Origin of the sequence: Bifidobacterium castoris (assembly GCF_003952025.1) — a bacterium.
Lineage (GTDB): Bacteria > Actinomycetota > Actinomycetes > Actinomycetales > Bifidobacteriaceae > Bifidobacterium > Bifidobacterium castoris.
In genome coordinates this window covers 31,744-58,256 of sequence record NZ_QXGI01000012.1, presented here as the reverse complement: position 1 = coordinate 58,256, position 26,513 = coordinate 31,744, and the positions used below count along the sequence as shown (strand labels likewise).

Genomic DNA, 26,513 nt, shown 5'->3' with positions numbered 1-26,513 from the left:
TGGTCGCCTCGCAGATTTCCAATCCGACGCATGTCGAATTGCCGTTGCCTACCTGCCAGCACAGGCGGTTGTCCGGCACGGTGTGGTACGCCTCATTCCAGTCGGACACGTAGTGGACCGCGTAATCGTAGCCGCGGCTCCACAGGTCGCGGTGGTTCTTGGCGGTCGCCCCCGGGTTCGCCGTGGAATGCACGGCGAGCATCGTGGGGGCCAACGCGCCATGTCCCTGATTGACGATGTCCTGTTTGATCGTGACCATCATGCTCCTTTCTTGTGATATGAGAAAAAGGCCGCGGCGGGATTGCCGTGGCCTTCAGTAGGTTTCGGGGGGTTCGACCGTGTCGTCGCTCATGCGCGACGTGGTGTCGCCCCCGGGCGGGATCGACGGCAGACGGCGGATGTCCTCGATCATCTGCGTACCGGTCCCGTTGCCGCCAATGCTGTGATAGGCGCTGTAGAGCCGTTCGAGGACGTGCTTCTCATTGGGATGCAACCACCCGTGCCTCATGGCGTTCTCGTGCCGTTCGCGGATGCGCAGGTAGGCGAGCTCCTTGACGGCCGTGTTCAACCCTTCCAACTTGCCCGCCAACGTGGATAGGTCGACCTGCGCGTTCAGCTCCTCGATGCGCTCGACGAGCTTGTCCACGTCCACGACCGGATGTCGCCGGTCGTAGCGGTTGAGCATCCAGCTGACGACACCGGACGCGCCGATGCCGGTCGCCAGACCGGCCAACGCGGTCAGCACCTCCACACTCAACAAATTCGTGATATTCACCTCCCCTCTACTGTTTTGGAAATGGACAATCAGCTGATCGGCGTAAGCTGTTCAAACACCGCGTCACGGTTCGTGACACGGCCACCGTCGAAATAATCCACGGGAGGGGTCATGGCGCGCAGGGCGTGCCAGTCGTCGAGCGAGCACAGCAGCAGGTCACGGTAACGCACCGCGCAGCCCGCGGCCGAATGCGAATACAAGCGCAGGTTGATGTACCCGTCCGCGTCCAGATGGAACGCGCACGCGTACCGGGCCCCCAACTGCTTGTAGGCGATGGACCCGTTCAATCGCCAAGCTGTTTCCGCCGTGGTCACGCACAGCACACGCTGGTCATACGAGATGAGCCCGCCCGTGCTGGACCCTTCCAGATACGCGGCGAACACCCAGTCACCGGCAGGCACTGTCATCTGCGTCCACGCGAACGCGTTGCTCTCGCTGCCGTCCGACTCAAGACGTATCGAATCGGTTTGTATCTGCGCGGACGCAAGCCCATTCGCATGCCACACCATGGGCCCCGACGAGTGCGGGAGCGGATTCAATATCAGATTCCGTCGTTCAACCATTACTCACTATCACCTTTCTGTGGCCGCGTGCATGTTCTGGCGGCACTCATGTGACCACCGCCAAACCGCCCGCGGCCGGAGCAGTTAGGCGAAGGTGTCGCCGGCTGGGTGCTCGTAACCACCAGCTTCGGATTCTCAAACAGATTCGCGAACTCGCTCATGCCGCAGCCTCCCATGTTGGAATCGTTACGGGATTAGCACTGGCGGCCCGCTGACCGCGTCCTTGGGCGGCGCGAACCACGGCATCGTCAGGACACCGTCCGCGAGCAGTTGTCTGATGACCGTCCAATCCTCCTGACTGAATACGGCGCACCCTTCCAGAGTGACCCATCCACATTCGTGTAATATCCACAGCTCGTGCGCGCCGCTTGCTGCCGAGATACGGCCAGCGACCCACCCCATCCGCTCCGTGAGCGCCGCGCCCTCGGTAGTGTCCGTATTCACTATGCGCTGGGTGGTGGGATTGCGGGGCAGACATAATCTGTCTGGCACGTCGCATGAATAGATGCAAACGAGCACATCTCCTACCTTGCACGGCGCATACCCCATATCGAACTGGAAGGTTCCATCGAAGTTGCTGTCCGGTGTGCATCGATACGCCCATTTGCCGGTTCGCGCATCCTGACGTTTTTCCACATTCCACGTATATGTCGTCTGCCGCGACCCGTACGGTGTCGCGCACAAATTCGTGATCTCGCGGCTCATGCGACCACCGCCAGAACACGGCGATCCACATGTGGACTCAGGCCGTTAGGAAGGACCCCCCCCCCCGCGACGATGCCGTCACCGTCAAACCATTCGATGTTGTTGTCGACCATGTGCTGGTAATCCTCCTCACTCATGACGAACAGGCGGCGCACACGCACCGCGTCACCCGCTTTCGGCCCGACCATCAAACGCAACTGGACCGTCGCCGCATCAGACAGCACATTCGCCGGCGTGACAAGCCGGCCGGGCGTGCCGTCCCATTCGGCGCGCTGCATCTCCTGCGTCGGACTGAGCCGGATGAACCGCAGCTCATTGACCGCATAGGTGCCGACCGGCTCGTCGAGCTCCGCACCGAACCGCCACGCACCCGCCGCCAACTGGATCTGCGCGTACACGTAACAATCATTACCGGTCGTGTTATTCACCAACCGCATCCAGCCGTCATCACTCATGCCGACGCTGATATCCTTACCGGAGCCGACCCTCCACGCCGCCGTGCTCGTCGGTTTCGGATTCGGGATCAGATTAGTCACCTCAACCGGCTCACTCATGGGCCGCCTCCTCACCTAGTCGTGCCTGTAGGATGCGGTTCTGCGCGGTCAACACCGCGACCTGATACGCGAGCTGCGCGTTCTGCTCGCGCAACGCGGATATCAGTTCCTGTGCGGGAACCTCTACCATTCCTTGACCTCCCTCTTAGATGAAAATCATGTAGTTGACGCGGAACGGGGCGCCCGTGCTCGACGAGCAGAACACGTACCAGCGTTTGTCATCCTGATTCCAGCCGGCGCCAGTCAACGAGATGTTGTTCGCCCGCAGGTCGCCATTGGCGACGAACACGACGGCAGAGGCCGCATCGATGTTCTCGCCGACGATCGCCGCCCACTGATCCGCCGTGAACAGGTCATGACGGTTGGAGGACGCGGATGGTGACACGACCTTCGTGCCCTTGAACATGTGCGGCACGTTGCATCCGTTGACCGTGACCGGGTCGCCGGCGATCGCCACGCCCTCGACCGGGGCGCCCACGCCGATGCCGATACCCTTGCCGTCCGCCGAGAAATCCAGCAGGAAACGTTGCGGTCCGACGGTCGTGTACGACGTGACGGTCGTGTACTTATCCTTGAGCGACGCACGGAACCGCCACGTCTCGTCAGCCGACAGTCCGTCGATGGTGATCGTCGTCGTCCCGGACGCGCCGGACGCGGACGGAGTGAACTCGGTCCACGAGCCGGACGCCGTCTGATAGGCGAGCTTCAACGACTGCACGGCATTCGTCGAATCACCGGCGGTATCGCACTTCCACACGGCGGTGAGTCTCACGCTCGCCGATGATTCGTCCGCCTCGCCTGCCGTGTTGACGCGCTGCGCCGTGAACGACGTGATCGTCGGCGCGCTCGTCTTGAGCTTCCACACCGCGTAGAGGGTCAAATCCTTGTCGGAACCGTATGGGTCGCCCGGCTGGTAGGCGACCGAACCGTTCCGTGTCGTCGACCAGCCCATGAATGTGTAGTTCGAGCGTGACGGCCGTGTCGAGGACAGGGTGAGCACGCTGCCCCACCACTTCGTCTGATTGCCGGGTGCGCCGCTGCCGCCGTTCGCGTCGTATCTGACCGTGTGCGCAGCCAGGGCGGGTACACTGACGCGCACATCCGACTTCGACGAGCCGGCCGCGTAGCCGGTCACCGTCGCCGTCGCCGAACACAGCACGCTCTTCGCGGCCTGCCCGCGCGACACCCACACCTCCTTCGCGCACATGCCAACCTGACCGTTCGCACCGACCGTCACGCCGGTCTTCGCTCCGGACGCCGACTGACCATCAACGACCGCGACGCCGTTGACGCTCAACCCGGCGAAACTGTACCCGTTGGCCGCCTGCCAGTAACACTCCGCACGGATCAGGCAACGGCCGCCCTCGGTGGTTTTCACGACCGCGTTGACCCGCACACGCCAATTGTTGACGATCGGCCCCAATGCTTCCGCCATACGCTACTCCTCTCCCGCCGTTGCGGCGCCGACGTATTGCAGGCTCATATGCCCGTTCTGGCGAGGCAGGAACGCGAACGCGCCGATCCTCAACGTGGACAGAATCTCGGCGTTGAGGATGTTCAAGCGTTCGTTGCTCACATACGCCGCGACCGAATCGCCGCTGCGGAACTCCAGCCGTGTGCTCGTCAACCGCATCAGATACGCGTCCGATTCGCTCATGTCGCCGATCATCAACCCGGTATCAGGGTCGAAACGCATGTACTGGCGCCGATGGTCAATTTCGTCGGCCAGCCGCGCATCCTGCTCGGCCACGTCCGACTGAAGGTCGTCGACGGCGTCGCTCAGTTTGCTTGTCTTCTCGTCGAACGTGCTGATGGGTGTGTATGTCTCGCTCACCTCGGCGGACAGGTTGCCCACCGACACAGCCACATGCTCATCGGACGCAATCCCCGACGTGCCCAAATCCACTCTGCCATCCGTCGTGAACGCGATCAACACGTTCCCGTCACGCGTCACCGTCAGACCGGACGAATCAATGCTCACGCGGTTGTCCGCGTTGCCGCTCGTATAGATGTTTGAGCCGATGATCTGTCCGGCGGTGATGGTCGGCGACTGTATCTCGCTATTCGTCGAGATGGCGCCGTTGAGCATCAGGTCGCCGCTCATGGCGTTGAACGCGAGCGAATACTCCATCTTTCCGTTGCTCCGGTAGCAGTACAGGCCGCCGTCGGTGATGACGACGCCACGGTACTTCTCCGTGTCCACGTCGGAATCCCATTGCGTGTTCGTGCGGATGACCGCGCCGGTGATGGCCGCACCCGAGATTTCACCGCCGGACTGGATCGCACCAGCGAGGCTCAGCACCCATTCGCCGTCTATAGGGGCGAAAGTGAGCACGTTCTTCGTCCCGTCGGAGATGACGACGCCCGCCTCGTTGGCGCGCAGGAAACGCTTCTGATCCGCCCGGTAGATGTCGAGATTGCCGCCGGTGAGCTTGATGCCACGGTTCGCGTCGGCCACGGTCTGCACCGTGCCTCCCGTCACCGTCGAACCGTCGATGTTAGACGCTTCGATGTCGCCGGCCATGATGCTCGGCGTCGTCAGCGCACCGTCCACGATGCCGACGTCCATGAACGTCGCGCTGCCGTTCGCCGCGTTCATCGTGATCGTCGCGTTCCCGCCGGAATCCTTGAGCAGCAGGCCCTCATTGTCGATGACCAAACGTTCGTTCGCCGTCAGGAAGCGGCCGCCCTTGATGACCTTGCCATACAAGGCGGTCGCGGCCAATTTGTCGGCCTCGATGGCACCGACCTTGATGTGGCGCGCCTCGACGCAATCGACCGCGAGCAGTTCCGCCACGATGCTCCCGTTGACGAGCATGTCCTGCGCGTAGAGCACGTGATTGTTCCAACGCGAACCGTTCCACACCCACATGTGCACGATCTCACCGCTGTAGTCCACCAACACGCTTACGGAATTATTGGCGGCGCCCGTCCAATACGTTTCCGGCGCCTTGTCGCTGGTCTGCCACCACAAATCACCGGGGACGATGCGTTTCGCCTTGTCCGGTTCGTCATACGGGTCGGTGGGTTGCATATACACGGTGTTCTTGCTGTCCGCCGTGGTCTGCGCGTTGACGGCCGCCGCGTTCGCGCCTACGGCCTTCGCGTCCGCGTTCGCAGCCATGGTCTTCGCCTCATTGGCGGTCGACTGCGCCGTGTCGGCGCTTGCCTGCGCCGTAGCGGCGGCGTTCGCGGCGTCCACGGCCTTCTTGTCCGTGACCGCGACCCACGCCGACCCGTCCCACCGTTTCGGCGTGTTCGCCCCATTCGTCGTATCGATCCACAAGGTCGTCGCCTTGCGCATGTCCGTGGCCGGCTCAGTGGACTGGATCAGCACATCCGCCTTGCCGTTCGCGATGCCGGCGGCGTTCGCCGCGTCCTGTTTCGCACTGTTCGCCGCGGTCGCGGCACTGGTCGCCGCCTGGTTCGCCGCCGTGGCGGTCGCGTTCGCCTGCGTGGCCGTCGCATCCGCACCCTGAGCGATGGTTTTCGCTTCGGCCGATTCGTTTTTCGACGCATCCGCGGTCTGCTTCGCGGTGTTCGCCATGGTCTCGGCGTTCCTCGCGGTCTCGATCGCGTCACGAGCAGCGGTCTCCGCCTCCTGCGACGCCTTGTATGCGCTGGACAACGCGACCGCCGTATACGACCACGTGCCGTTTGAATAATCCACACGCGAACACATGTACAGTTGCTTCGCCCGGTCGTACGCCGGTTCGCTCACCGTCCACGGGGCACCCGGCGTCTTATCGGTCGGCTGCGCGGGTTCCGCCAACGCCAACGCCCAGAAGTTCGTGACACCAGTCACGCTCACACCCTGACCGCCCGGAGCTCCCGGCTCACCCGGCTCACCCTGCGCGCCCTTGTCACCGGTGATGAGCGCCGGAGCCGACACGGCCACACTGCCATCACCATAGGTGAGACGGGTACGCATCCACGTGTACTCACCCGCCTTGTGTTCGGGCATCGCCGTATCCCAACACAGTGCAAGCACACTCACCGAATCGTTCGGCGTGCCCTCCCACCATGTGACCCAATCCTCCGGCGCAACCGAGTCCGACGTGCTTGTCGCGTATTCGATGACACTGGACACCACACTGCGGTCACCATACTGTTTGACGAGTTCGGCCGCGGTGTTCGCCACAGTGATCGCGTTCGACGCCGCGGACGCCGCGGACGTGGCCGTACCGGCTGCCGCGGTGGCGGTCTGATTGGCCGCATCCGCTTTGCTTTCGGCACTCGATGCCATCGTCGTATTGGCGAGGATGTCCTTCTTCGCCTGCGCAAGATCCTCGTTCACCGAGGCAAGGATGCTGCCATGCTCGGTAAGGGTTTTATCAAGTTGCGCCTGCGCCTCATCGGCCGCTTGCTTGTTCGCCTCGACCGTCTTGTTGGTCTGCTCGATAGCCGCGGCATTCGCATCAGCCTTCGCCTGCGCCACGTCCACCTTCGCACTGACCGCATTCGCCTTCTCCGTGGCATCATTCGCGGCAGCCTCCAGAATCTCCTTCGCCTTCGCATCGATCCTGTCGGAAGTCGCCCCAATGGTTTCGTTGACCTTGTCGATCTGCGCCTTGACGGACTCGTCCGCCGCCGCGAGGATGTTCGCAGCGGACTCGTCGAACTCCTGCTGTGTGACGATGGGCAGAATCTCCACCTGCACATGCGCCGACTCGGCGGACTCGTTATAAGCCGGCGAACCGTCCCTGTCATGCGCATTGTCCAACGCGGTCGCCCACACATCCACAACGGTGCCGGCCTCGAACACGCCCGTGTTCACCTCGCCCGCAGACGAGAGCGCACCCACGAGCGTCCCTACGGCCGTCGCGTCATCCACCGGTTTCGCCCATACCTGCACGCAACGGAAATCCGTCGGAATACCGCCCTCAAGCTGGCCGCCCCAACGGATCAGCGCCGTGCCAAGATGACTCGTCGCCTCGATGTCCAACGGACGGCCGGGCGGCGTCGTATCCCCCACCCACGTGGCGACGCCGTTCACGCCGAGCACCGTGTCCGACCCGTCAAGGTTGGGTACCACGATAACGCCGGCGGTACGCGCCGCATTGTCCGTGCCCAACAGCCGGTTGGCGCGCGCAGCCATGAACGGCAGCGCCGCATCGTCCGGGTTCAACTCCTCATGAATCGCCATACGGCAACCTCCCTCAGCTCAGGTCACAGGGTCGGCCATGATGTCGAACGTCAGCTCGACCTTGCCAGTCTCATCGCCGCTCATCTGCATCAGACGCATCCCGTACACGCCGTCAGGCAAGTCAGGAAAGCCCTGAATCGACACGTCGAACATCTCCCCCGGCCAGAACGATCCCAAGGGATGCAGCGGGACGCCGGCGGATTCGTCGAACGCGTTGATCTCGCCTTTGACCTGCATCAACGGCTCCCGGTTCGCATACAACACGGCCGTGGCGCCACTGCGCAGCAGGCCGATCTCCTCCGCCTTCGAATCCTGGAACGTGGTCTCAACGAGCGGCCACGGGTCGTGCCGGTTCACCAACGACAAATCCTCGGCCAGATACGTCAACGTGCCGCTGCCGGTACCGGCGCCCACACCGTAGACGCGCATCATCGGCTGCGCCCTGTCCACCGTGATGTTCTCCAACGTGCACGCCTCACCCGCCGCATACGCCAAGCTCAGACGCTTGTCCTGATGCAAGTAGACGTCACCGTCCGAGCCGGCGAGGAACCGGTAGCGTATATGCTGCCCGTCCTCCGTCAGGTACGGGCGAAACTGCATGTCGGGGCCGCCGGCACTGTTCGCGATGGCGCGCAGGATGTCCGCGCACCGATGATTCGTCACATTGAAATCCCTGTAGCGCACCTCGACCGGCTTCTGCTCCACAGTCGTCGTCGGCCCCTCGGTCTTCTTCGTGCTGCCGGTCTCCTTGCCGGCGCCGTCATACGAATATGTCGTGACGGTCTTCGTCACCGTCTTCTCGACCATATAACTGCCTTTGGGCTTCGTGACCGTCTTCACCTCGGTCACGGTACGGCCCGTACGGATCGTCTTCTGCACGTCACGGGTACGCGTGACGCGCTTACCGTTCTCCCACACCGTGTACTGCTCCTTGACCGTGACCGTCTTCGACGTGACCTTGTCCGTATGATCCACGACCGTCACCGTGTCGCCCTCCGTCGTGGTCGTCACCCATCCGTCGGACTTATCGACTGTCTTCACGGTCTTCTCGGACGACTCCGTCGCATCCTCCTCGTCACCCGCCATCTCGGGCAGCTGATGCGTGCCCTTCTCGCCCAGATACGGCAGGTCGATGGGCAGTTCACCGCCCGGCTTCACCTCGGTGCATTGACGGATCGTCTCGCACGCCAACGCCCGATACGACAGGTCCACCCACCTAAACTCGTCCGGCGAACTGTTGCCCGCCCCCTTGCCGAAACAACCCTCGTGCACCAGATAACGGTCCTCCAGCATGGCGAGCATCGACACGAACGGCACCGACACATCCAACTGGGAGGACTTGCGCACACCCAGCGCGCCGCCCAACACGGGACGGCCCGGCATGTTCACATCATCCGTCTGCGCATGCCAGAACGCCACCAGCCCACGCTTATACGGCATCAGGGCCGAAGCACGCGCCGCCGCGTCCACGCCCGGAATCTGCCCCCACGGCAACTCCAAACCAGACACGTCGTCGATACCGAAACCCTTGTCCTTCGTCGTCGAGAACGACGCGTCGGACACGCTCATGCTCCACGTGAACGCCGGCACATCGATCTGCTCGGCCAGCAAACCCGTCATCGTGTCATACAGGAAAAAATTCCAACCGTCACGATACGCCATGCCCCACCTCCTGTCAGGCGGAGGCGCCGATGTCCACCAGCAGGAACCTGCGCCCAGTCCACGTGCCCGAAGGCCCCTCCTGTGAATCGTTGTAATGGAAATTCGGCTTGTTGCCGTACCCGAACCATCCGCCGATCTCCGCAGTATGCGTACCCGCAGGCACCACCGCCACGTAACTCGTCTCATGCGTCGTCCACGACGTGCTGTGCGACACGAAATTCGTCGCCGAATGGTCCAGCACCTGCCCATCCAAATAGAACTGCATCGCCCATTCGCTCACGCTCGTCGCCGTCGGAGCCGACGCGGAGAAGTTGCACTTGTAGCAGAAACGCACCAGACGGTCGGTCGGCACCGTGAACGTGACCTTCTGCTCGCGCACGACCACGCCCTTGTCCGCCGTCCACCCGAACGAACGCCTGTCCCAGTTCTCAGCCAGGACACCCAACGTGGCGCCGTACGGCAACGCATACGACGCGTCACCCATCATGGTCGCCGCGTTCGTCGCCGTCGCGCCGGCCGGCAACAGCATACGGCAGATTTCCGTCGCGTCCGTCGGGATCGTCGGCTTGACCGGCGACGCAGCCGGCACACCCTGCGTGACGCCCACATGCACCTGATTATCCACATCAGCCGCATACTCGGGCTTGTTCAACGCCCGAATCCACACAACGTCGATGCGGGGATTCGACGGGTCGCCCGCCGCCACCGCCGTCGTCGCACCGCCGGGCCAGTACGCGAGCATCTTGCCGTCCGAAGCGCCCCGCGAACACACGGCCACACCGGCGGAAACCTGATACGTCAGATCGGATTTACCCGACACCGCCAAACCGTCCATGATGCCCGTGTTCTGGAAGAAACCACCGATGATATGCCGATGCGTCAACGGCGTCACACCGTTGCCGTCATCATCACAGGACACGCCAAGAGCCGTAGTCATAAGTCCACCCCTAATCAAAGAAAACCAATAGATAAGGGCCACACCCGACCGGGTGCAGCCCTTTTGAGAAAACCAGTGGGTCACATCCATGTATCGCGCATCAACGCGTCCACCCAGCCGTCACCCGACGTGCGCAACGTCACCGTCACGCTCCCGTGCGGCGGCACTATGGGGAAACCACGCGACACAAGCGTGCGCGACACATCCAAACCACCCACCTGCGCCGTACGGCTACGGCAGTCCAACACAAGCGGTTCGCCATACACCGGCTGCGAACAACGCAGCCACTGCCCCGTGCCCTCGACCACAAGGTCAACACCGTTCGGCATCGGCCCGTTGCACGTGAACACCGGATAGGCAGGCGAGGAGCCCTGATTGGTGAACGTGACCTGATTCGGACGCACGACCTTGCGCCGTGTCAGATACGTCAACGGATACGCCAACCCGGACGTGCCGCGCAACATGTCCGTACGCAACACCGATATTGAATTGTTCGGCTCGCCCGTCCAGTACGTCTCCAAGCCGCGCTGGTTGTAGGACAGGCCGTTGCCATCCGCCACATCCAACACGGGCAGCATCTGCCCCGTCTGCGGCGACGTCGCAAGGATTTCAGGCCGGTTGCACACCACCGTGACCACGCCCTGCATCCAATCGGCCTCCCATTCGGCCGGCCCCTCAAGCCGCAGCATGCCCTCGACGAAACAATCATGATCGTCATCCACAAGCCGCAGCCTGACAAGCCGATGCGCGAACCGGCGCACCAAATCCCACAGACGCAACGTCTCAGCCCGGTCGCCACCCAAAGCGCCGACCGTCGCCTGCACCGTACGCGTCGCATAATCGATACACGACTCCGGCACATCATGCGCACCATCACCATTGCCGCGTTCAACCGTGCTCACCTTCAGATCAGGCGTCGAATACCATCCATCGATACCCTCCTCAAGGAAGAACAAGCGGGGCGCCGGCCCCGGCTCGCACTCGAAACGAACCGGAGCCACACCATTCGCCGACAATTCAAGAAACGCGACACTCACAGCCTCGCCTCCCTCCTCGCATTACGCATCAACGCCGCACGGTCGATCTGCGCCGCCGCGTGCAAATCCTGATCCGAACGCACAACCTTCGTTTGAAGGTTGAACGTCTGGTTCACGGTCTTGCCACCATCGACATGCACGTTCGCTGCTCCCGAGAACATCGTCCGAACCCTGCCACCCGTCGCATACGCGCTGCGCGTCAACGACCGGGCCGAATCCAAATACCGATTGTTCGCGTTCGCCAACGCCTTGCTCAGATCGCCGGTACGGTTGAGCACATTCAGGAAATTCGGACCCACCTCACGGTCGATCCTGCTCACAGCGGCCGCACGAATCACATGCTCGTTATTCGACAACATCGCCGGAATAGAATCCGACGTACCACTGCCAGGGCCATGAATACGACCACCCGTCGCCGCCTTCACCTCGCCCGAGCTGCGCGTCACGATATCCACGTAGCGGGTAGCCAACACGGACCCGTTCGTACTCGCAATCGCGGAGAACACCGCCTGAGCGCCGGAATCATCACCCTGCACACGTGCCCAAGGACGCGCGATCGTCAAACCGTTGAACGCCTGAACCGCCGCAATGGCCGCTCGGGCCATCGCGTTCTCACCCTGCACACGTGCCCAAGGTTTCGCGATCGTCTTGCCATTGAACGAGCTGATGGCACGGATAACGGCCGACGCCAACGTATGCTCACCTTGGACCCTCGCCCAAGGTTCCGCGATCGTACGACCATCATACGCGGCAATCGCACCGATGGACGAACGCGCGAGCGAATCCTCGCCAAGGATATGCGCCCACATCTCGGCAAGCGTCTGCCCGCCGAACGCGCGCACCGCGTTGATCTTCGTCTGGGCGTCCGTGTCATCACCCTCGACGCGAATCTTCGCCGGAGGAATCAGCGTGGACGTAATCAACGAAGTGATGCTCGCGATCGTACCCATCAGGGACGGCTGCTCGACCTCGGTTTGCACCGGCTTCTTCACAACCACCGAAGCCCACGTCGCCAACTGCGCGTCAGCCTCACCAAGCGCAATATCAGCCGGAATCGTCTTCACAGCCGACTGATCGTTGATGTACGCGGACATCTTCGCATTAGCCGGATCGGTGTCCGCTTCGAGGACGACCTTCTTGCCGGTGACCTTTTCGATGGCGTACTTGAGCGCGTCCACATCGTTCATGCCCTTCTGGTGGGCTTCGAGGAACGCGTCCTTATACTCGGGGACGGTGTCCAGCGCGGTCTTCAACGCATCGACCTCGCTCTGCCCGCTGACAAGCGCGGAAATGAACGCCTTCCACACCTTGCCATCCATCGAGCCGAGCAGCGCCTGCAACTCCTTGGACACGGACAACGCCTGACCGTCGTCAAGGATGATGCGACCGGTCTTGTCCTCGATGGTCCAACCGTTGACCTCTGCGAGTTTCTTCGTGTACTCGTTGGACTCCGCAAGCAGTTCACCCGTCTTGGGGTCTAGCTTGATGCCATCGATGTACTTGAGTGCTTCCTTGTACTGGTCGTCACTCAGGTAGATTTCACCTGTCTTGTCATCGACCGCCCAACCGTTGAGTTCGGCGATCTTGCGAATGGCCGGGTCGATGTTGGCGTCGATTTTGATGCCGCTGCTGTTGCTGACGCGTTCGATGTCGAACTCGAGCGCCGCGATCTTCTCCGGCACGCCATCCGTGTCGGCGTCGATCTTGACTTTCTTGCTGTTGATCTCATCGATGGCCGCCTTGAGCGCATCGACGTCGCTCTTGCCTTCCTCATGCGCCTTGATGAACGCATCACGCGCCTCGGGAGTGCTTTCCAGCGCCTCCTTCAATGCATCGACGTCGCTCTTGCCTTCGGCGCGCGCCTGAACATACGCCCACCATGTGTTGGCGGACAATCCACGCAGAAGCGATTCAGCGTCGGACAACACCGTGACCGCTTGATCGCCGTTCGCATTCAACGTGATTTCATGCTTGCCATCGGACAACTCTTTGAGCATATTGCTCAACTGTTCAACGCTTAGCGTTCCTTCAGCCACGGCCTTCAACAGGAACTTGCGGGTCTGGTCACGTGAACCATCGGGGAACAACACCTGCATCGCCTCAATGAGGCTCACCATTTGCGACTGCTGTTCAAGGCCCTGTAGCTCGATTCTGGTCTTAATGGACTCAGGCGTGCCAAGCAATGTGTCCACGTACGCGGACACATCCTCCTCGGCGACACCGGCCTGACGTGCGGTTTCCTCAAGGTTCTTGCGCAGTTCGGAATACTTGCCGTTGACCGTATCCCAACTGTCCCCACGAGCCACCATCGCATCAATGTACGCGTTCGCGTTCGAAGCAAGTGCGCTCATGGCATCCGCGGCACTCCGCCCGGATTCGGTCGTCAGGTCGAATCCTTCCGCCATGTTCTTCCACGAACTATTGCCTTGTTCGACCTCCGCGCGCACCTGTTCCAGCATGGAAGGCATCTGGTCAAGCGTGCTGTAGTAGCTGCTGCCGGCAGCCTGCGCTTTCGTCCAAGCGGAACGCTGATCACTCAGCATCTGCGACACCTTCGACGTCGCCGCAGCATACGTCTGCATACGTTCCTCGGCAGTCACCAAGCCGGCGCTGATCGACTGTATTGACTGGCCCTGCTCGTCCAACTGGTCCACGTATTCAGCGGTCTTCCCCACTGAAACGGCTTTGACCTTGAGCTCGTCAAGCATGGCCTTCCGCAAGTCGTTCATCTTGTCGAGCACAGTGCTGGCGGCGTCCGCCTGCTCCTTGTAGGATTCGGCCACGTCTCCGGACGATTCAAGATACTTACGCATGTTCGTATTGCTGATGTCCGAGAGCTGGCGCCCATATTTCTCGAACTCGTCGCGGCCGGCACCAGTAGCTTTCGACACGTCATCCACACTCATGCCGATCTTGTCGAGCGCGTCATTGATCGTATCGAAATCAGTTCTTGCCGGGTTGATATTGTCCCAGAAGCTACGCTGTTGAGAGAACGCCTCCTTCGTCTTGACCGCGAAGTTATCCATCCGGTTCGCCAATTCGTCGAGACTGCTCGCCGCTGGCGCCAAGGTGCCCGGTGTGGCACGCATCGCCTCGTTGAAACCGTCCTGCACGCTATTGAGATCACTCACGTGCTGCGAATAGCTGGAGATGGCAGTCATGATCGCACCGCCGCCGATGACCGCCGCTGCGGTGCCCACCAGTCCAGGCACACCACCGAACGCGCCGAGCACCGCACTACCGACGTTCTTCAAACCACCGACAAGACCACCGGCCTTACCGGTCGCCTTCCCCATGTTCGACGCCATCTCAGCCGCATTCGAACCAGTCTGCGAAAGCACTCCGGCAATGTTGCCGTTACGCATGGCGATCTGTGCTTGGACGAGCTGCCCGAAACTGAGGCCGGCCTCCCCGGCGCTCAACCCGAGCTCAGCCAACGTACCGCGATACTGGAGCGTGTTCTGAATGTTCTCCAACATGCCTTGTTTGATCGATGAGAACGCCTGCATGCCGGAACGGCCGAACGTCATCCACAAGCCGGCGGCACCCTTGACGGCATCAGGCAATGCGTTGAACGCCTTCGCCACGCTCTCGGTTGCTTTCGCGACCTGTTCGATCATCGGCGCCGCAGCCTTCAACGTGGAAGCGAACGTGCCGCCGAACGTGCGGGACAATTCACCGGCCATGCTCACCAACTGGGAAAACATGGGCGAGGCGTCCTTCAACGCACCGCTGATGGACGAGAACCCGTCCTTGACACCATCCGCGAATTTGCTGATCGACGGGGAGACACGCGACAACAGTCCGGTCAGGTCGCCGAACACGTTGCCGGTCAGTTCACCAAACGATGCCATCACGTTCGCCACATCATTACGCATGATGTTCGCCGCGTCACCGATCTGCCCGAACGCATCCCGCATGCCATGCTGCGCCTCCTGAGCGCCACGCACCCAAGCGTTCATCGTGTCCTGGAAACTGATGGAATTGACCGCGTCTTCGGCCTTCTTCAAGGTCGCCGCGAACTGTTCGAGACCGTTCTGGTTCTGCACCAACGGCTCAAACACGCCCTGTAGCACACCCTTCAACGCGAAGAACGAATCCGCCAGATAGCCGGCCTGTTCCTTGACCTTCGCCATGGCGCTGTCCACCGTGGACGTATCGGCCTGCACGGTACGCGCCCACGTCGAGAACCATTCCATATTGCGGCTGATCCAGTTCGAGAACTGCGACAGATACATGCCGCCCGCATCGGACAAGTCAAGGAACGCGCGAACCACGCTCTCGACACCCGGCACAAGCAGTTTGATGGAATCATTCACATGCGTGAACACACGGCCGACCTGACCGACCTGGTTCGACGCGGACACCATGTCCAGCATGCCGGTGAACACGTCGGCCTCAAGAGACGCCAACTTCTGCATCTGCGGGCCGACCACGTTCCCGACCTGATTCGCGAAGTCCTTGAACGCGGGCGCGGCCTTGCCGTAGAACGTGTCCTGAAGCTTCTCGCCCAACCCCTCCAGCGCCGTGCCGGCAAGGTTGATGTTCTCGGTCCACGCCGCACCATTCTCGCCGATAATCATACGCAGCGAGGAGTACGCCAACCCCATGCCGGTCAACGCGGCAGGCGCAGCATACGCGGCCTTGCTCATCGTGACGATGCTCTTGCCCAACCCGCCGACGGTACCGGCCAGATTGATCGCACCCGCACCGATATCGGACAGGACCGCTCCGACAAGCGCGACCCTGGGCACCACCTTGTCCAACGAATCAAACAAGTTCACCAAGCTACGGAACTGGTTCATCACACCATTCAGCCCCGTCGCCCCAGCGGTCATGCCACCGAGAATCTTCCCCAAATCCGTGCCATGGAACTTCGCGAAGATATCCACCGTGCGCGGACGCGTGAAATACGCCAAGTGGGCGCGAGCCAACGCGGTCTCCAAATCCACGTCCATGCTCAGCGTCTGGTAGTCGTCCTGCAAGTCACGCAGCTTACGGCGCGCGTTCGTCTCGTCGATGTCCACGTTGGACTTGATTTCCCAATCCAGTTCCGGATTCTTGCGAATCTGCTCGATCAGGCGCTTGCGTTCCGCTATCGCGTTCTCGTAATCCACCTTCAAATCGACGGGAATGTTCACGCGCCTGTGCTCAAGCTCGTTGAGCTCACGCTCAAGCTTCTCAAGGGCCATCTGCTGCGCGTTGACACGCACCTCGACCTGAACGTCACGCTGCAACCGCTCCAGATCGGCGCGCAACGTGCCGCTGTCCAGCTCAGCCTTGAACTTGATGGTGTGCTCGGGACTGTTGCGCACCGCCAGCAGCTGCCTCTGCAATTCGGCGACACGCTTCGTTATCGCGTCCAAGTCCTTGATATGCGACTTTGTGTCAGCGAACTGCAAGCGGCCCAACGTGCGGCGCAACGCATCCACGTTGCCTTCGGTAGCCATCAGCGACTTCGACAGTTCACGCTGTCGCGCGTTATGCTCTCGCACCTGCCGGGACGCCTTGCGGAACGCGGCGCCGTTATCCCCAAGGTCGCGTTCCAGACGGCGCATGCTCAGCCCGTTGCGGTCGATAAGCGCATCGTTCGTACGCATGACACGATTAAGCTTGTCTACGTCGGTGATCTCCGCACGCACGGCGGCCGCCGTGTCCTTGACGATTCTGCTCTGTTCACTGATGCGCTCATTGACCTTGGCGACCTCGGCGGCGTTGCGTTCAAGGAAACGGGTCTGCTGCCGCGTCATCTTCGCGGCTTCGTTTTCCTGCTTGCGAATCTCCTTGCCCAACGCCGAATATTCGGCGCGCAGACGCTTGACCTCCGCGCTTTCACTACGGTAGTCGTCGCTGTTGCGTTTGAACGAGCTGCGGCGCGCCATCGCCGCATCCCGCGCCTCGCCGAGCTGCTTCTGCGCTTCGATGTTCTTGGCGAGTTCACTTCGAAGCTGCGCAAGATCGTCGCGGTACTTCGCCATGTGGTTCCACTTGTCGGTCCACAACGAGCCGCGCGTATCCTCAAGTTCACGAAGCTGCTTGATCTGCTTAGTGTGTTCACGGGTCGCGTCGGTGCCCATGCTCTTGAGCGCGTCGGCGTAGTTCCTGCGCATCGTGTTGAAGGAGTCGGCGACCTTCTTGTCGAAATCGTCGGTAGCAGCCGTCAGGTCGATGTCGGCAAGCGACGCCATCTCAGCCAGCTGACGGTGCACCTTGTCGAACGCGCTCGTGTTGATACGCGCATCGAACTCGATGGTGCCGCCCGAACGCTGCAACCGTTCCAGCTTGGAACGCACCCCGGCCAGATCAACGTCGGCATCCAAGTCGATGCGATGGTCGTCGAGCCGTTCCAGCATGGCCTTCACCTTGCGGTAGAAACCGCTCGTGTCCGGTTCGACGTCGATGTAGACGGTACCCGCCTTGACCCCAGCAGCCATGTGCAGCCCCCTTTTTTGCCGTTACAGAACATGTGTCAGCACCTACGGCCGGACTCGAACCGGCACACCGCATACGCGGCGCCTACCAATTGGCTCACATAGGCGACCCCGCACCAAGACGGGGGTGATGTCAGCCCATGCCGAACAGTTGGGCCGCCATCATGAAATCGTCCAATCCGACCTCGCCACGAGGCAGCTCGGACGGTTCCTTATAGGAGGGGTAATGCACCGGAGCCGGGTCGGTCTTGCCATCACCCGCCTGAGCGAGGCTCCACGCCTCGACGAGGTTGCGCACATCGGTGAGCAGCATCGTCTTCGCATCCCAGCCGAGCCACGGCAACACCACCGGCTTCTTCGCATCCGACCCCTCGTCGTCGGTGTCGCTTTCCGACAGCAGGCGTGCACGGTACAGACTGTCCGGCATCATGCACAGCCCCTCGATAAGCCGGGTCAAACGCAGCACGTTCAACCCGGACGGGTCGGTCACGTCCAACCCGTAGAACCGTTGGAAATCAGCGGTCAGTTCTGTTTCGTACCCGTCGAAGACGCCTTCGACGCCGACGCTTTTCCCAACTGGTCCGCATAATACGCGACCACGTTCAGGAACGCGAGGAACATGATGTCGGGGTCCATGCCCGTCGTCCACGCATCCACGCCGGCCGGGTCGGGCACAATGGACTTGAGGAAGCCCAGCATACGCCCGACCGTCTCGTTGCGTTCCTTCACCATGCTCACGGCCGTCTGCGCCGTACCGGCATCCGCGTCAAGCCGCCTGCGTTCCTGAGCGGACCAGACCGCGAGCAGTTCCGTACGCGCCTCGTTGAACGCGCACGCATCAGCGAACGTGAACTCGCGCGCCGGCTTCGGCTCCGGCAAACCCGTCAGCACCGATGTGCCCTCTACGAGCGCTTCCCACGTTTCGGGGATGTGGACTTCTTCTTTTTCCTCGGTGTTCTCGACCTGCACACCATTATCGGTCGCCATGTCTTTCTCTCCCGCCTTGAATACCAATGAACAATCCCCCGCTTACAAAAGGGTTCCCCTCGTGCCTCGCGGGAGAGAAGACACAAGGGGAAGCATCAATCAGGCCGTCGGCATCACGAAGTGCAGCGGCTTCTTGTTGTCGCCCGGGTCCTCGATCTGCGCGATCAGGCCCTGCTCGACGAAGTCGTCGCGCGACAGCGTCGGACCGCCGTCAGGGGTGATGGACGTGCGGCGCATCTCGACGAGCCACTTCGCCGGGTCCGTATCGTCCGGCGTCTCCTGGGCGACGAGCACCAGCGCGAGAATCTTCGGGTTCGCGGCGATGTCCACCTCGACGCCGCCATCAGTGCTGACGGTGCCGTTGTAGACCAGCTGCAACGTCTCCTTGTCGATCTGCAACGCCTTGACGCTCAACTGCGCGGACGCGTCGCCGTACGTGGTACGGAAGTTCTTCTTGATCCACGTGTCGGACGAGTTCGCGTCACCCGGGTTGATGGTCAGTTCGGCCATGTTGTTCGCCGACGTGTGGCCGAGGTTCTTCCACGTCGCCTGATTGGCGCCCGTGCCGACGGTCACCTCGTCGGCGGTGATCTTGAACGCCTCCAGCGGATTGTCCGGCAGCGCGGTGCCGACCGGAGCGTAGAAGATCGTGCCGTACGTGCTCTTGTGCACAGACTTGTCATTGATCGCCATAGTTTTGTGTCCTTTCAAACACGAAAGGCCACCCGCACGATGACGGAATGGCCTTGGAAATATGAGAAAACCGCATGCCAAACGGCAATGCGGGAATGAAATAGAAAGCGCGGGCGCTATGAGGCGTTGTCGCGGACGACGAACTCGCACACCGACGCGGTCGAATACTGCTTGATCCTCTTCGACGTGGCCTGTTTGCCGCCGGCCGCCTTCGCGAACGACGGCGGCGTGCGAATCTGCACCACACGGCCCGCATCCGTCGCCCCCATGAACGGCCAGCACATGACCAGCTGCCGCACATAGGCTGCAAGACGGAACGCCCTGTCGGCGTCCACGGATTCGACGAGCACGCTCATGGACACGTCCCAAAACGCGCCCTGATGGTTCCGCGAGGCGAACGCGGGCGGTTCCACATGGAAGACGACCACGTCGGTCGCCTGCGCGTATGCGTCCACGTCCACGTCGATCTCGTTGAACACGAGCACCTTCGGCAACCCGTCAGACACCGACAACACGCTCGGACTGTCATCCGGCTCGCCGGTCCAACGGGCCTCCAGCTTGGCGCGCGTACGGAACTCCTCGCCAACCGACCCTTCCGGCGGCTGTGCGAAGCCCTGCTCGAACAGGGACATGACCAGGCTTTCCGCATCCAACTGCGGACGCAGCTCAGGCCACACGTTCAGATCAATGGAGCCCACCATTGCGGTCAGCCTCCCCTCGCCGCACGCTGCATCACATGATGCCCCTCAACGAACCGTCCGGCCTGCTCGTTGAACGCTCCGAACTCGTGCGCCAACGTCACGTCGGAGCCGTCACGGCCGATGACCGTCATACCGACCGTCGTATCGATACCGTGATACTTGATGCCCCATTCGATACGGTTCGCGACGGAATGCCCCGGGTTACGTCCGACGGCGGCGGCATCGGCAAGGGCCTTCGCCCTCGCCAACACCCGCTTGCCTTCAGCGCGCGTCAACGCCGGACCGAACTCCTCCGCAACCCTCGTACTCAGGTGCCTATCGAGTCGGATTCGTACCATGCCGACGCCTCCCCGTTCTCGCCCCACACCGGCGCGTCCTCCGCGGGAAGCTTCGGCGCCAACCGGTATTCTTCGGGAATCTGCCACAATTCGGCCGCACGACGCACACGAATCTCCCAATGATGCGTCCTGCCATGCCGACGATGCTCGGGAGCGCCGTCCACGTCGTACAGGTCACCATGAATCCACACGAACGAATGGATGTCACCATGCCATTCACGGCATTGGATTTGAGCGACCGTGACCTCGCGCAGACCACCGGACGACTGCGGGCTCTTGTCCTCACTGCCCGAAATCGAGAACATGCCCGCCTGCTGCTCGCGCCCCTCAAGGGAACACCAACAGTAGAAACTCTCCCCGAACTCATAGGTCACGCCATGCGCAGACCGGTGAACCGAGGCAAGCTGCACAATGATCTTCGACGAATACAACAAATCCGTCGGCTTGGAAAACGGCTCCTTGTCAAAAGAAGATTCCGCCTGTTCAGGCAACGAATCAAACGAAGACGATATGGAGCCGTCATCACCCTTCATCACGTCATCGAACAGGAACACCATGGTTCACCGCCCGTACGCGCGGTCAAGACCAAGCATCGCCGTGCCGAACGGTGCGGAATCCTCATTCACCCCGGTGAGCAGCGCCCGCTCCTTCTTCGTCACATGCAAGTCGGGACTGACCTCCCAACCCGGCTGCGACATGTCCATGACCTGATCGGTGCGCGTGTACGCGCCATTCGATTCGCTCTTGCGCATCGACCAACGCGCCACACGCAACACCATCGAACAGATCACATAGATGAACGTCATCTCACTCAACGCTCCGGAATCCAACCGGTAACGGGCCGTGGGGCATTCAGCGAACGCGATCTCGCACGCCGTCAGGCAATGCGGAATCGTCCACTTATCGTCATCCAGACGATGAGCGAACGCTTCAGACGTGTTCCCACCATAGATGACCATGTATCTCATCCACTCGATTTCGGAAACATCAACCGCCATCGCACACCACCCCCAAAGGTCAGAGCACGTTCGCCTTGAGTGTGGAGACCGCCTGCTTGAGGATCGGCATGAGCGCGCCGTTCGTCCACACGTCGTAACGGGTCGGCGCATTGTCGTACATGACGTAACCGACCATGCCCGAGTTGTCGGTGCGGTTGATCTCGTACTCCGGCGTCGCGGCCTCGACGGTCGGACCCATGTAGGTCGCGCCGAGGTTGGTGTCGTTGAACGAGCTGAACATGATAAACGTGTCTTCGGGAATCAGCGTGCCCACGTTGACCGGCAGCTTGAACCCGCTCTCGCGTTCGACCTGCGTGTACATCTCGTCAATCAGACGCACATCGGTCAGGCCGTAGCCGCGCAGCCAGTCGATGACCTCGTTGGCCTTGATGCGTTCCGGCGCGTTCGTCTTGCTCTGGTTGGTGTAGTCCGTGATGACGGACTTGTTGCTGCGCAAGGCCTGAATGACCTTGCGGGTCGTGATGACCGCGCCCGGAAGACCGCCGTTCTCGGCCTCCATCGCGTTGATCCACCCCTCGATGTCGGCTTCGGGGTTCGCGTCGGCGGCGGTCCACTTCTTCGCCGGGGTGAGATCGTTGAGCGCGGCGGGACGCTCGAAATCGTATTCGGCGTTGACGCCGTTCTCCCTGATCGTGAACTTCGCGTTCACAATCGCGGGGATGCGCAGCAGCTCGGCGGTGACGGCCGCTTCCATGCCCATGCGCTTGAGATGCCCTTCCGCGGCCGCGCGCAGCCATTCCGTATCCGTCTTATGCGTGATGATGTCACGCTCGGAGATGTGGGCCTTCTTCGACAACGGGAGCAGGCCGCCGTACTTCTCGATGCTGCTTTCCGTGGTCTTGCCGTAGCCGGCCTCGCCGTCCCACGCACGGTAGTCCATCTTCTCGGTCTGCGCCACCGGAAGGTTCGGCGTCCAGTGCACGGTCGTCTCACCGTTGTTCGACTGCAACGGGAACACGCTGCTCAACGGCAGCATGTCGTTCGTCGCCTCAAACGCCTCGTCAACGATCGTGGACGCGGCGCTCGGCGTGATGATGCTCTTGTCAAGAGTTGCCATCGATTATCCTTTCGTACAAACAGAAAAGCCCGCCAAGCATGGCGGGCAATCAAACAGACAGGAAACGGCCGTCAGTCGCCGGTTCCCGGAGTGGCCGGAGCGGTCGCGGCGGCCGTGTTCAACAGACGCTTCGTCTCGCCGGTATCCGGCTTCACCGACACGAAGTCACCTTCCCACGTGACCGTATCGTCGGGAACCACCGGCAGATTCTCCACAATCACGTTGCCACGGAAACGCATGCCAACGATCTCGCTGTCCTGAACCTCCCAGCCGTTGACGGTCACGGCGACCCCGATCTGCGATTCAAGCAGACCGGCGACACCCGACTGACGTCCGTCCTTCGCATCCGGGTCATACGGGCCGTACAGGCCCGCCGACGCGCCCGACGTGATACGGGCCAACGGCAGGCCGGACTTGATCCACAGCTCGGTGGCCGCATCACCCCAACCCGTCATGTACTGCTTCTGCTTGACTTCCGTCGCCTTGGAGAACGTATCCATGTCCAACGTGACGCTCACCGTTCCCGGCAACTGCTCGCCGTAACGCCAAGTCTGGTCATCATCGACGGTGCTCACACCGGTCGAATGAATCATACTCACCATATTTGGTGTCCTTTCTGTAGTTTGCGATTACTGCCTGCCGGTCGCCTTCTTACGACGCTCCTCGATCTCCTGACGCACACGCTTGCGCAGATCGGCCTCGGATTCCTGGGCTCCTACCCATTTGCCCGGAGACACCTTCGACATGTTGTGACGATCGATGCTCGCCTTCGTCTGCGGATACGCTTTCGCGAAGGCATCCGATTCGTCGCCGTCCTGAACATCGCTCTTCGCCGGTTCGTTCTTGACATCGATGAACTGTGCGAGCTTGTCCGCCCATTCGGCCACGCCTTCCGGAGTGGTCTCCTTGCACATCGCCTCGAACATCTCGTCGGTAAGCTGGGGATGCTCCTTCTGCGCGGTCATGCGCGCGATCGTCAGGTCACGTTCGGCAAGCTGCGCCTCGCGTTCCGCAAGGTTCCTGCTCGCCTTCTTGAACGCATCCTCGTTCTTGCGGCTCATGGCCTTCCAATGGGCCGCCTGCGCTTCGAAATCGGCGTCGGGCTTCTGAATGTCGTCCGCGCCGTCCGTGACGGAACCGTTCGGTTCGGTCTCCGGCTCGACGACGGGATCGGTGGCAGTATTGGTGTTTTCCATTTTCATTTCCTTTCAGGCAATGAACATGAGCTTGTTTACAAGTCAGGCCATTCGTTGCGAAGGACCTCGATATATGTTCTGTAAAAGTTCCTTGACTGCACCATCGTCGCCTTGCGTGTGCGTTTGAACACGCGGGTACGTCCGTCCACCGTCCGTTTGACGCTTTCGGCGCCGTCGTCCAGCAGTTCCCGGTACATGTCCTCGTAGGCGCGATAGTTGCTGATGATGCGTTTCGCCTGCTCCCGCGTGGTCTTGCGGTCAGGCGGCGTCCAGTTGCTCACCGTGCGTCCGTCCTTGCGGGCATCGGCCGCCAACACGGGGCCGAGCTCGCCGTTCGTCTGCACCTGAAGCCGGATGTTCTTCAGATCGGCGGCGCTAGTGCTGCCCGCCAACTCGTAGTAGCGTTCCAAATCCTTCTCGGTGATGTCCTTGCCGACATCGTTCACGGTCGTGATCGGCGCGACGCCACACTTGCAGTTCGAATGCAACGGCATCAGCGAACGCGTACTGTATACGCGCGTCGACGCCACCGCACACAAACCGCACGTACCGGTCTTCGACAGCTCGGGATGGATGACGCGACGGTACTGCGTCACACCCTTCGAGGAGAACCGACCCAACGCGAGCCGATGCGCGGTCATCTGCGCATCCGTGTTCGCGATATCCTCAAGCCGATCCAACGATGCGCGCAGCCACCCCGTCACCGTGGACAGGTCCGCACCCTCAAGCGCATCCCACGAATCAGGGCGCAGCGAAGGCGACTGCACCGCCAGACCACGGTACGTGTCCGCGACACGCTCCATCACACGAAGCGGCGTCGTCCCCTGCCGAGGCGCCACATACGACACGTCGTATGCGCCATCGGAGGAAACACCGGCCATGCCGAGCATCGCGTCCGCATAGCTCACGCCAAGACGGCCGACCGTCTCAAGGAACGCCATCTCGAAGCGAGCGGCTTGCGAGGCCGCGCCCAACGTGACCGCGTCGTTCCACCAATCAGCCGGCGTCAACGACTTCCACACGTTCCACACCTGTCGAACATATGTTTGGATCAACTCGGCACGCTGCTGCGCGAACGTGTCAACCGCCTGCAACACACGATCAGCCGTCGACGTCGCCACCGGTATCACCATCCACATCGACCAGTGCCTTCACACCATCCTCGGAATCATCCACACGGACGAACCCTCCGGTGTTTTCCGACGCCTGGGCTGCGGCGTCCGTAGCCGCCGACGCGGTCGTGAACGCGTTCTGATACGTGTTATCGGCCATGTCCTGCATCGCCTCGGAAATCTCGGTCTCCGTCATATGCAGGTACTGGCGCATGATCGTCTTCGGAGGCAGCACATCCTTGAGGAAGCTCGCCGTCTGCGCCTCGGACAGTTCGGAGTTCGGCGCGATAGGCGCCCACACCGTCTCGAACCGCTCCGCCGCGGCGCTCTCATTGCCCGCAGCGACCATCGCCATGCGCATCGCACGCACAAGCGCATCATTGGCCCTAGCGTTCAAATCCTCGACACGCATCACCAACGTCTCACGCTTCAGCTGCGCACCCTCGGCACTGCCGGACACATCAGGGCTGAGCACATCCAACGGAGTGCCGGTGGCGGCAGCCAGCTGCTTCACATCAGCGGACGACGCCGTCACCCACTGCTGAATATCCGTAACCTGCGACTCCCAAATCTCACAACCCTCAGGCAGCAGCCACAACGCCGCCGGACCCATCGCGAACGCGTCGCTCAGGTCAACCGGATCGCCTGCCTTCTTCTGCCCGTTGACGACCTGAATATCGTTCTCCGTATACACAGCGCGTTTCATGCCCCTGATGGCCCGCTGCCGGAACGCCTGCATCGTCTGGATGCAGAACCGGTCAAAACGCTCCTGGTCCAAACTGGCGAGCATCGGAAGATGCGGCTCGTACACGCCCATGCCGGTTCCGGAACCAAGCCGAACCAACGGCAAGCCCCCGCACGCCAGACCAAACGAACACTCCTCCGTGCCGTCATCCCAATGAAAATCCGAAGAAAGCGTGTTGAGCTTCGTCTCCGGATCATTGCACACCTTGTAAATGTTCTCCGTATCCGATTCGGCCAACAACGTGCGCCGGTCCGACTCACGAGACGCCGTGCGCGAGTAAACGCGCTTAAGAACGCCGCTATCATCACGTTCGCAACGGAACAATTGCAGATACTCACGCCCCTCGAACTCGCTGTATGTGTACCACACGGCCGCTTCGGCTTCATCTTCCACCCACGTCTCCCACGGGGTAAGCACCTTAATGCGCTGCGGATACGCGAACTGCGTGACCAACAGATAGCCGGAACCGTAGATGCTCACGTCATGGAACATCTGCCGGGCCTTCAAATCCATATGATTATCGGCCCATGCCGTATCCGCCTCGACGCTGCGCACCGCACGATCGGACACCTGCCGGAAACCGATGGGCTTCTGACGGGTAGACACGTTGTCCGCGATCACACGCGCATAGTTGACCGTACCCAATTCAAGGAAACGCCGATAAATCTCATACGACGTCTGGTCAACACCGCTCGGGATCGCATTCGTCGGCACAAACTCGGCGCCGTCATAGAACGTGCGCAGCTTGCACAGCTTGGGGATACGCGCCTCAAGCCTCTTAGCGAGCACCGTCAACCAATACGCATCCAAACTCTCGTTGTCATCGGCTATCAGACTTCCGAAATCAACCACACG

At 61.5% G+C, this 26,513-nt stretch carries 24 protein-coding genes and 1 tRNA gene; all 25 read right to left on the bottom strand.

Annotated features, from left to right (window positions below; all coding sequences use genetic code 11):
- Window positions 1-262: N-acetylmuramoyl-L-alanine amidase (locus D2E22_RS10125; RefSeq protein WP_206431429.1), on the bottom strand; the 262-nt coding region annotated here is incomplete at its 3' end.
- A 51-nt stretch (window positions 263-313) separates the two neighbouring features.
- The gene (locus D2E22_RS10120; RefSeq protein WP_126032956.1) at window positions 314-775 is read right to left on the bottom strand and encodes a hypothetical protein; all 462 of its coding nucleotides are present in this window, start codon (window positions 773-775) and stop codon (window positions 314-316) included.
- A 29-nt stretch (window positions 776-804) separates the two neighbouring features.
- Window positions 805-1,182 (bottom strand): hypothetical protein, encoded by a 378-nt coding sequence (locus D2E22_RS10115; RefSeq protein WP_126032955.1) that lies wholly within the window; start codon window positions 1,180-1,182, stop codon window positions 805-807.
- Window positions 1,183-1,524: 342 nt separating this feature from the next.
- Window positions 1,525-1,974, bottom strand: coding sequence for a hypothetical protein (locus D2E22_RS10110; protein ID WP_126032954.1), 450 nt, complete (start codon window positions 1,972-1,974; stop codon window positions 1,525-1,527).
- Window positions 1,975-2,039: 65 nt separating this feature from the next.
- Entirely contained in the window at window positions 2,040-2,498 is a 459-nt protein-coding gene (locus tag D2E22_RS10105; protein WP_126032953.1) for a hypothetical protein, read from the bottom strand.
- Between the two features lie 91 nt (window positions 2,499-2,589).
- Complete coding sequence (locus D2E22_RS10640; protein ID WP_164518510.1) at window positions 2,590-2,727, bottom strand: hypothetical protein; 138 nt, start codon at window positions 2,725-2,727, stop codon at window positions 2,590-2,592.
- A 15-nt stretch (window positions 2,728-2,742) separates the two neighbouring features.
- Window positions 2,743-4,032: an InlB B-repeat-containing protein gene (locus D2E22_RS10100; RefSeq protein WP_126032952.1), complete on the bottom strand. Its 1,290-nt coding sequence runs from the start codon at window positions 4,030-4,032 to the stop codon at window positions 2,743-2,745.
- A gap of 3 nt (window positions 4,033-4,035) precedes the next feature.
- On the bottom strand, window positions 4,036-7,743 hold the full coding sequence (locus D2E22_RS10095; protein ID WP_126032951.1) for a hypothetical protein: 3,708 nt from the start codon (window positions 7,741-7,743) through the stop codon (window positions 4,036-4,038).
- Between the two features lie 18 nt (window positions 7,744-7,761).
- Window positions 7,762-9,405, bottom strand: coding sequence for a hypothetical protein (locus D2E22_RS10090; RefSeq protein WP_126032950.1), 1,644 nt, complete (start codon window positions 9,403-9,405; stop codon window positions 7,762-7,764).
- A 13-nt stretch (window positions 9,406-9,418) separates the two neighbouring features.
- Window positions 9,419-10,342: a hypothetical protein gene (locus D2E22_RS10085; protein WP_126032949.1), complete on the bottom strand. Its 924-nt coding sequence runs from the start codon at window positions 10,340-10,342 to the stop codon at window positions 9,419-9,421.
- A gap of 80 nt (window positions 10,343-10,422) precedes the next feature.
- Window positions 10,423-11,379 (bottom strand): hypothetical protein, encoded by a 957-nt coding sequence (locus D2E22_RS10080; RefSeq protein WP_126032948.1) that lies wholly within the window; start codon window positions 11,377-11,379, stop codon window positions 10,423-10,425.
- Window positions 11,376-17,813, bottom strand: a complete 6,438-nt coding sequence (locus D2E22_RS10075; RefSeq protein WP_126032947.1) for a hypothetical protein — start codon at window positions 17,811-17,813, stop codon at window positions 11,376-11,378. The genes D2E22_RS10080 and D2E22_RS10075 overlap by 4 nt, the downstream gene beginning before the upstream one ends.
- A gap of 39 nt (window positions 17,814-17,852) precedes the next feature.
- Window positions 17,853-17,917, bottom strand: a tRNA-Thr gene (locus D2E22_RS10635).
- Window positions 17,918-17,943: 26 nt separating this feature from the next.
- Window positions 17,944-18,240 carry a hypothetical protein gene (locus D2E22_RS10070; protein WP_126032946.1) on the bottom strand — a complete coding sequence of 99 codons (297 nt, stop codon included), beginning with the start codon at window positions 18,238-18,240 and terminating at the stop codon, window positions 17,944-17,946.
- A gap of 92 nt (window positions 18,241-18,332) precedes the next feature.
- Window positions 18,333-18,797, bottom strand: a complete 465-nt coding sequence (locus D2E22_RS10065) for a hypothetical protein (protein ID WP_126032945.1) — start codon at window positions 18,795-18,797, stop codon at window positions 18,333-18,335.
- 99 nt (window positions 18,798-18,896) lie between these two features.
- Entirely contained in the window at window positions 18,897-19,490 is a 594-nt protein-coding gene (locus D2E22_RS10060) for a phage tail tube protein (RefSeq protein WP_126032944.1), read from the bottom strand.
- Between the two features lie 116 nt (window positions 19,491-19,606).
- The gene (locus D2E22_RS10055; RefSeq protein WP_126032943.1) at window positions 19,607-20,191 is read right to left on the bottom strand and encodes a hypothetical protein; all 585 of its coding nucleotides are present in this window, start codon (window positions 20,189-20,191) and stop codon (window positions 19,607-19,609) included.
- A 5-nt stretch (window positions 20,192-20,196) separates the two neighbouring features.
- Window positions 20,197-20,322 (bottom strand): hypothetical protein, encoded by a 126-nt coding sequence (locus D2E22_RS10910; RefSeq protein ID WP_277600021.1) that lies wholly within the window; start codon window positions 20,320-20,322, stop codon window positions 20,197-20,199.
- A gap of 176 nt (window positions 20,323-20,498) precedes the next feature.
- On the bottom strand, window positions 20,499-21,086 hold the full coding sequence (locus D2E22_RS10045; RefSeq protein WP_126032941.1) for a hypothetical protein: 588 nt from the start codon (window positions 21,084-21,086) through the stop codon (window positions 20,499-20,501).
- A gap of 3 nt (window positions 21,087-21,089) precedes the next feature.
- Window positions 21,090-21,497, bottom strand: a complete 408-nt coding sequence (locus D2E22_RS10040) for a hypothetical protein (RefSeq protein ID WP_164518509.1) — start codon at window positions 21,495-21,497, stop codon at window positions 21,090-21,092.
- Between the two features lie 49 nt (window positions 21,498-21,546).
- Window positions 21,547-22,605 carry a major capsid protein gene (locus tag D2E22_RS10035; RefSeq protein ID WP_126032939.1) on the bottom strand — a complete coding sequence of 353 codons (1,059 nt, stop codon included), beginning with the start codon at window positions 22,603-22,605 and terminating at the stop codon, window positions 21,547-21,549.
- A gap of 71 nt (window positions 22,606-22,676) precedes the next feature.
- A complete protein-coding gene (locus D2E22_RS10030) occupies window positions 22,677-23,207 on the bottom strand; it encodes a hypothetical protein (protein ID WP_126032938.1) in 531 nt (176 codons plus the stop codon).
- Between the two features lie 27 nt (window positions 23,208-23,234).
- Window positions 23,235-23,801, bottom strand: coding sequence for a hypothetical protein (locus D2E22_RS10025; protein WP_126032937.1), 567 nt, complete (start codon window positions 23,799-23,801; stop codon window positions 23,235-23,237).
- Between the two features lie 35 nt (window positions 23,802-23,836).
- Window positions 23,837-24,898 (bottom strand): hypothetical protein, encoded by a 1,062-nt coding sequence (locus tag D2E22_RS10020; RefSeq protein ID WP_126032936.1) that lies wholly within the window; start codon window positions 24,896-24,898, stop codon window positions 23,837-23,839.
- A 4-nt stretch (window positions 24,899-24,902) separates the two neighbouring features.
- Window positions 24,903-26,510: a phage portal protein gene (locus D2E22_RS10015; RefSeq protein WP_126032935.1), complete on the bottom strand. Its 1,608-nt coding sequence runs from the start codon at window positions 26,508-26,510 to the stop codon at window positions 24,903-24,905.
- Window positions 26,511-26,513: the final 3 nt, after the last annotated feature.

Bases quoted from the DNA above. Each gene is read 5' to 3' on its own strand.
- D2E22_RS10115 (WP_126032955.1), bottom strand. From the start codon at position 1,182: ATGACAGTGCCTGCCGGTGACTGGGTGTTCGCCGCGTATCTGGAAGGG.
- D2E22_RS10060 (WP_126032944.1), bottom strand. From the start codon at position 19,490: ATGGCGATCAATGACAAGTCTGTGCACAAGAGCACGTACGGCACGATC.
- D2E22_RS10640 (WP_164518510.1), bottom strand. From the start codon at position 2,727: ATGGTAGAGGTTCCCGCACAGGAACTGATATCCGCGTTGCGCGAGCAG.
- D2E22_RS10030 (WP_126032938.1), bottom strand. From the start codon at position 23,207: ATGGTGAGTATGATTCATTCGACCGGTGTGAGCACCGTCGATGATGAC.
- D2E22_RS10025 (WP_126032937.1), bottom strand. From the start codon at position 23,801: ATGGAAAACACCAATACTGCCACCGATCCCGTCGTCGAGCCGGAGACC.
- D2E22_RS10075 (WP_126032947.1), bottom strand. From the start codon at position 17,813: ATGGCTGCTGGGGTCAAGGCGGGTACCGTCTACATCGACGTCGAACCG.
- D2E22_RS10045 (WP_126032941.1), bottom strand. From the start codon at position 21,086: ATGGTGTTCCTGTTCGATGACGTGATGAAGGGTGATGACGGCTCCATA.
- D2E22_RS10910 (WP_277600021.1), bottom strand. From the start codon at position 20,322: ATGACGGTCATCGGCCGTGACGGCTCCGACGTGACGTTGGCGCACGAG.
- D2E22_RS10055 (WP_126032943.1), bottom strand. From the start codon at position 20,191: ATGGTGGGCTCCATTGATCTGAACGTGTGGCCTGAGCTGCGTCCGCAG.
- D2E22_RS10070 (WP_126032946.1), bottom strand. From the start codon at position 18,240: ATGATGCCGGACAGTCTGTACCGTGCACGCCTGCTGTCGGAAAGCGAC.
- D2E22_RS10090 (WP_126032950.1), bottom strand. From the start codon at position 9,405: ATGGCGTATCGTGACGGTTGGAATTTTTTCCTGTATGACACGATGACG.
- D2E22_RS10095 (WP_126032951.1), bottom strand. From the start codon at position 7,743: ATGGCGATTCATGAGGAGTTGAACCCGGACGATGCGGCGCTGCCGTTC.
- D2E22_RS10100 (WP_126032952.1), bottom strand. From the start codon at position 4,032: ATGGCGGAAGCATTGGGGCCGATCGTCAACAATTGGCGTGTGCGGGTC.
- D2E22_RS10105 (WP_126032953.1), bottom strand. From the start codon at position 2,498: ATGAGTGATGACGGCTGGATGCGGTTGGTGAATAACACGACCGGTAAT.
- D2E22_RS10035 (WP_126032939.1), bottom strand. From the start codon at position 22,605: ATGGCAACTCTTGACAAGAGCATCATCACGCCGAGCGCCGCGTCCACG.
- D2E22_RS10085 (WP_126032949.1), bottom strand. From the start codon at position 10,342: ATGACTACGGCTCTTGGCGTGTCCTGTGATGATGACGGCAACGGTGTG.
- D2E22_RS10065 (WP_126032945.1), bottom strand. From the start codon at position 18,797: ATGGCGACCGATAATGGTGTGCAGGTCGAGAACACCGAGGAAAAAGAA.
- D2E22_RS10040 (WP_164518509.1), bottom strand. From the start codon at position 21,497: ATGAGATACATGGTCATCTATGGTGGGAACACGTCTGAAGCGTTCGCT.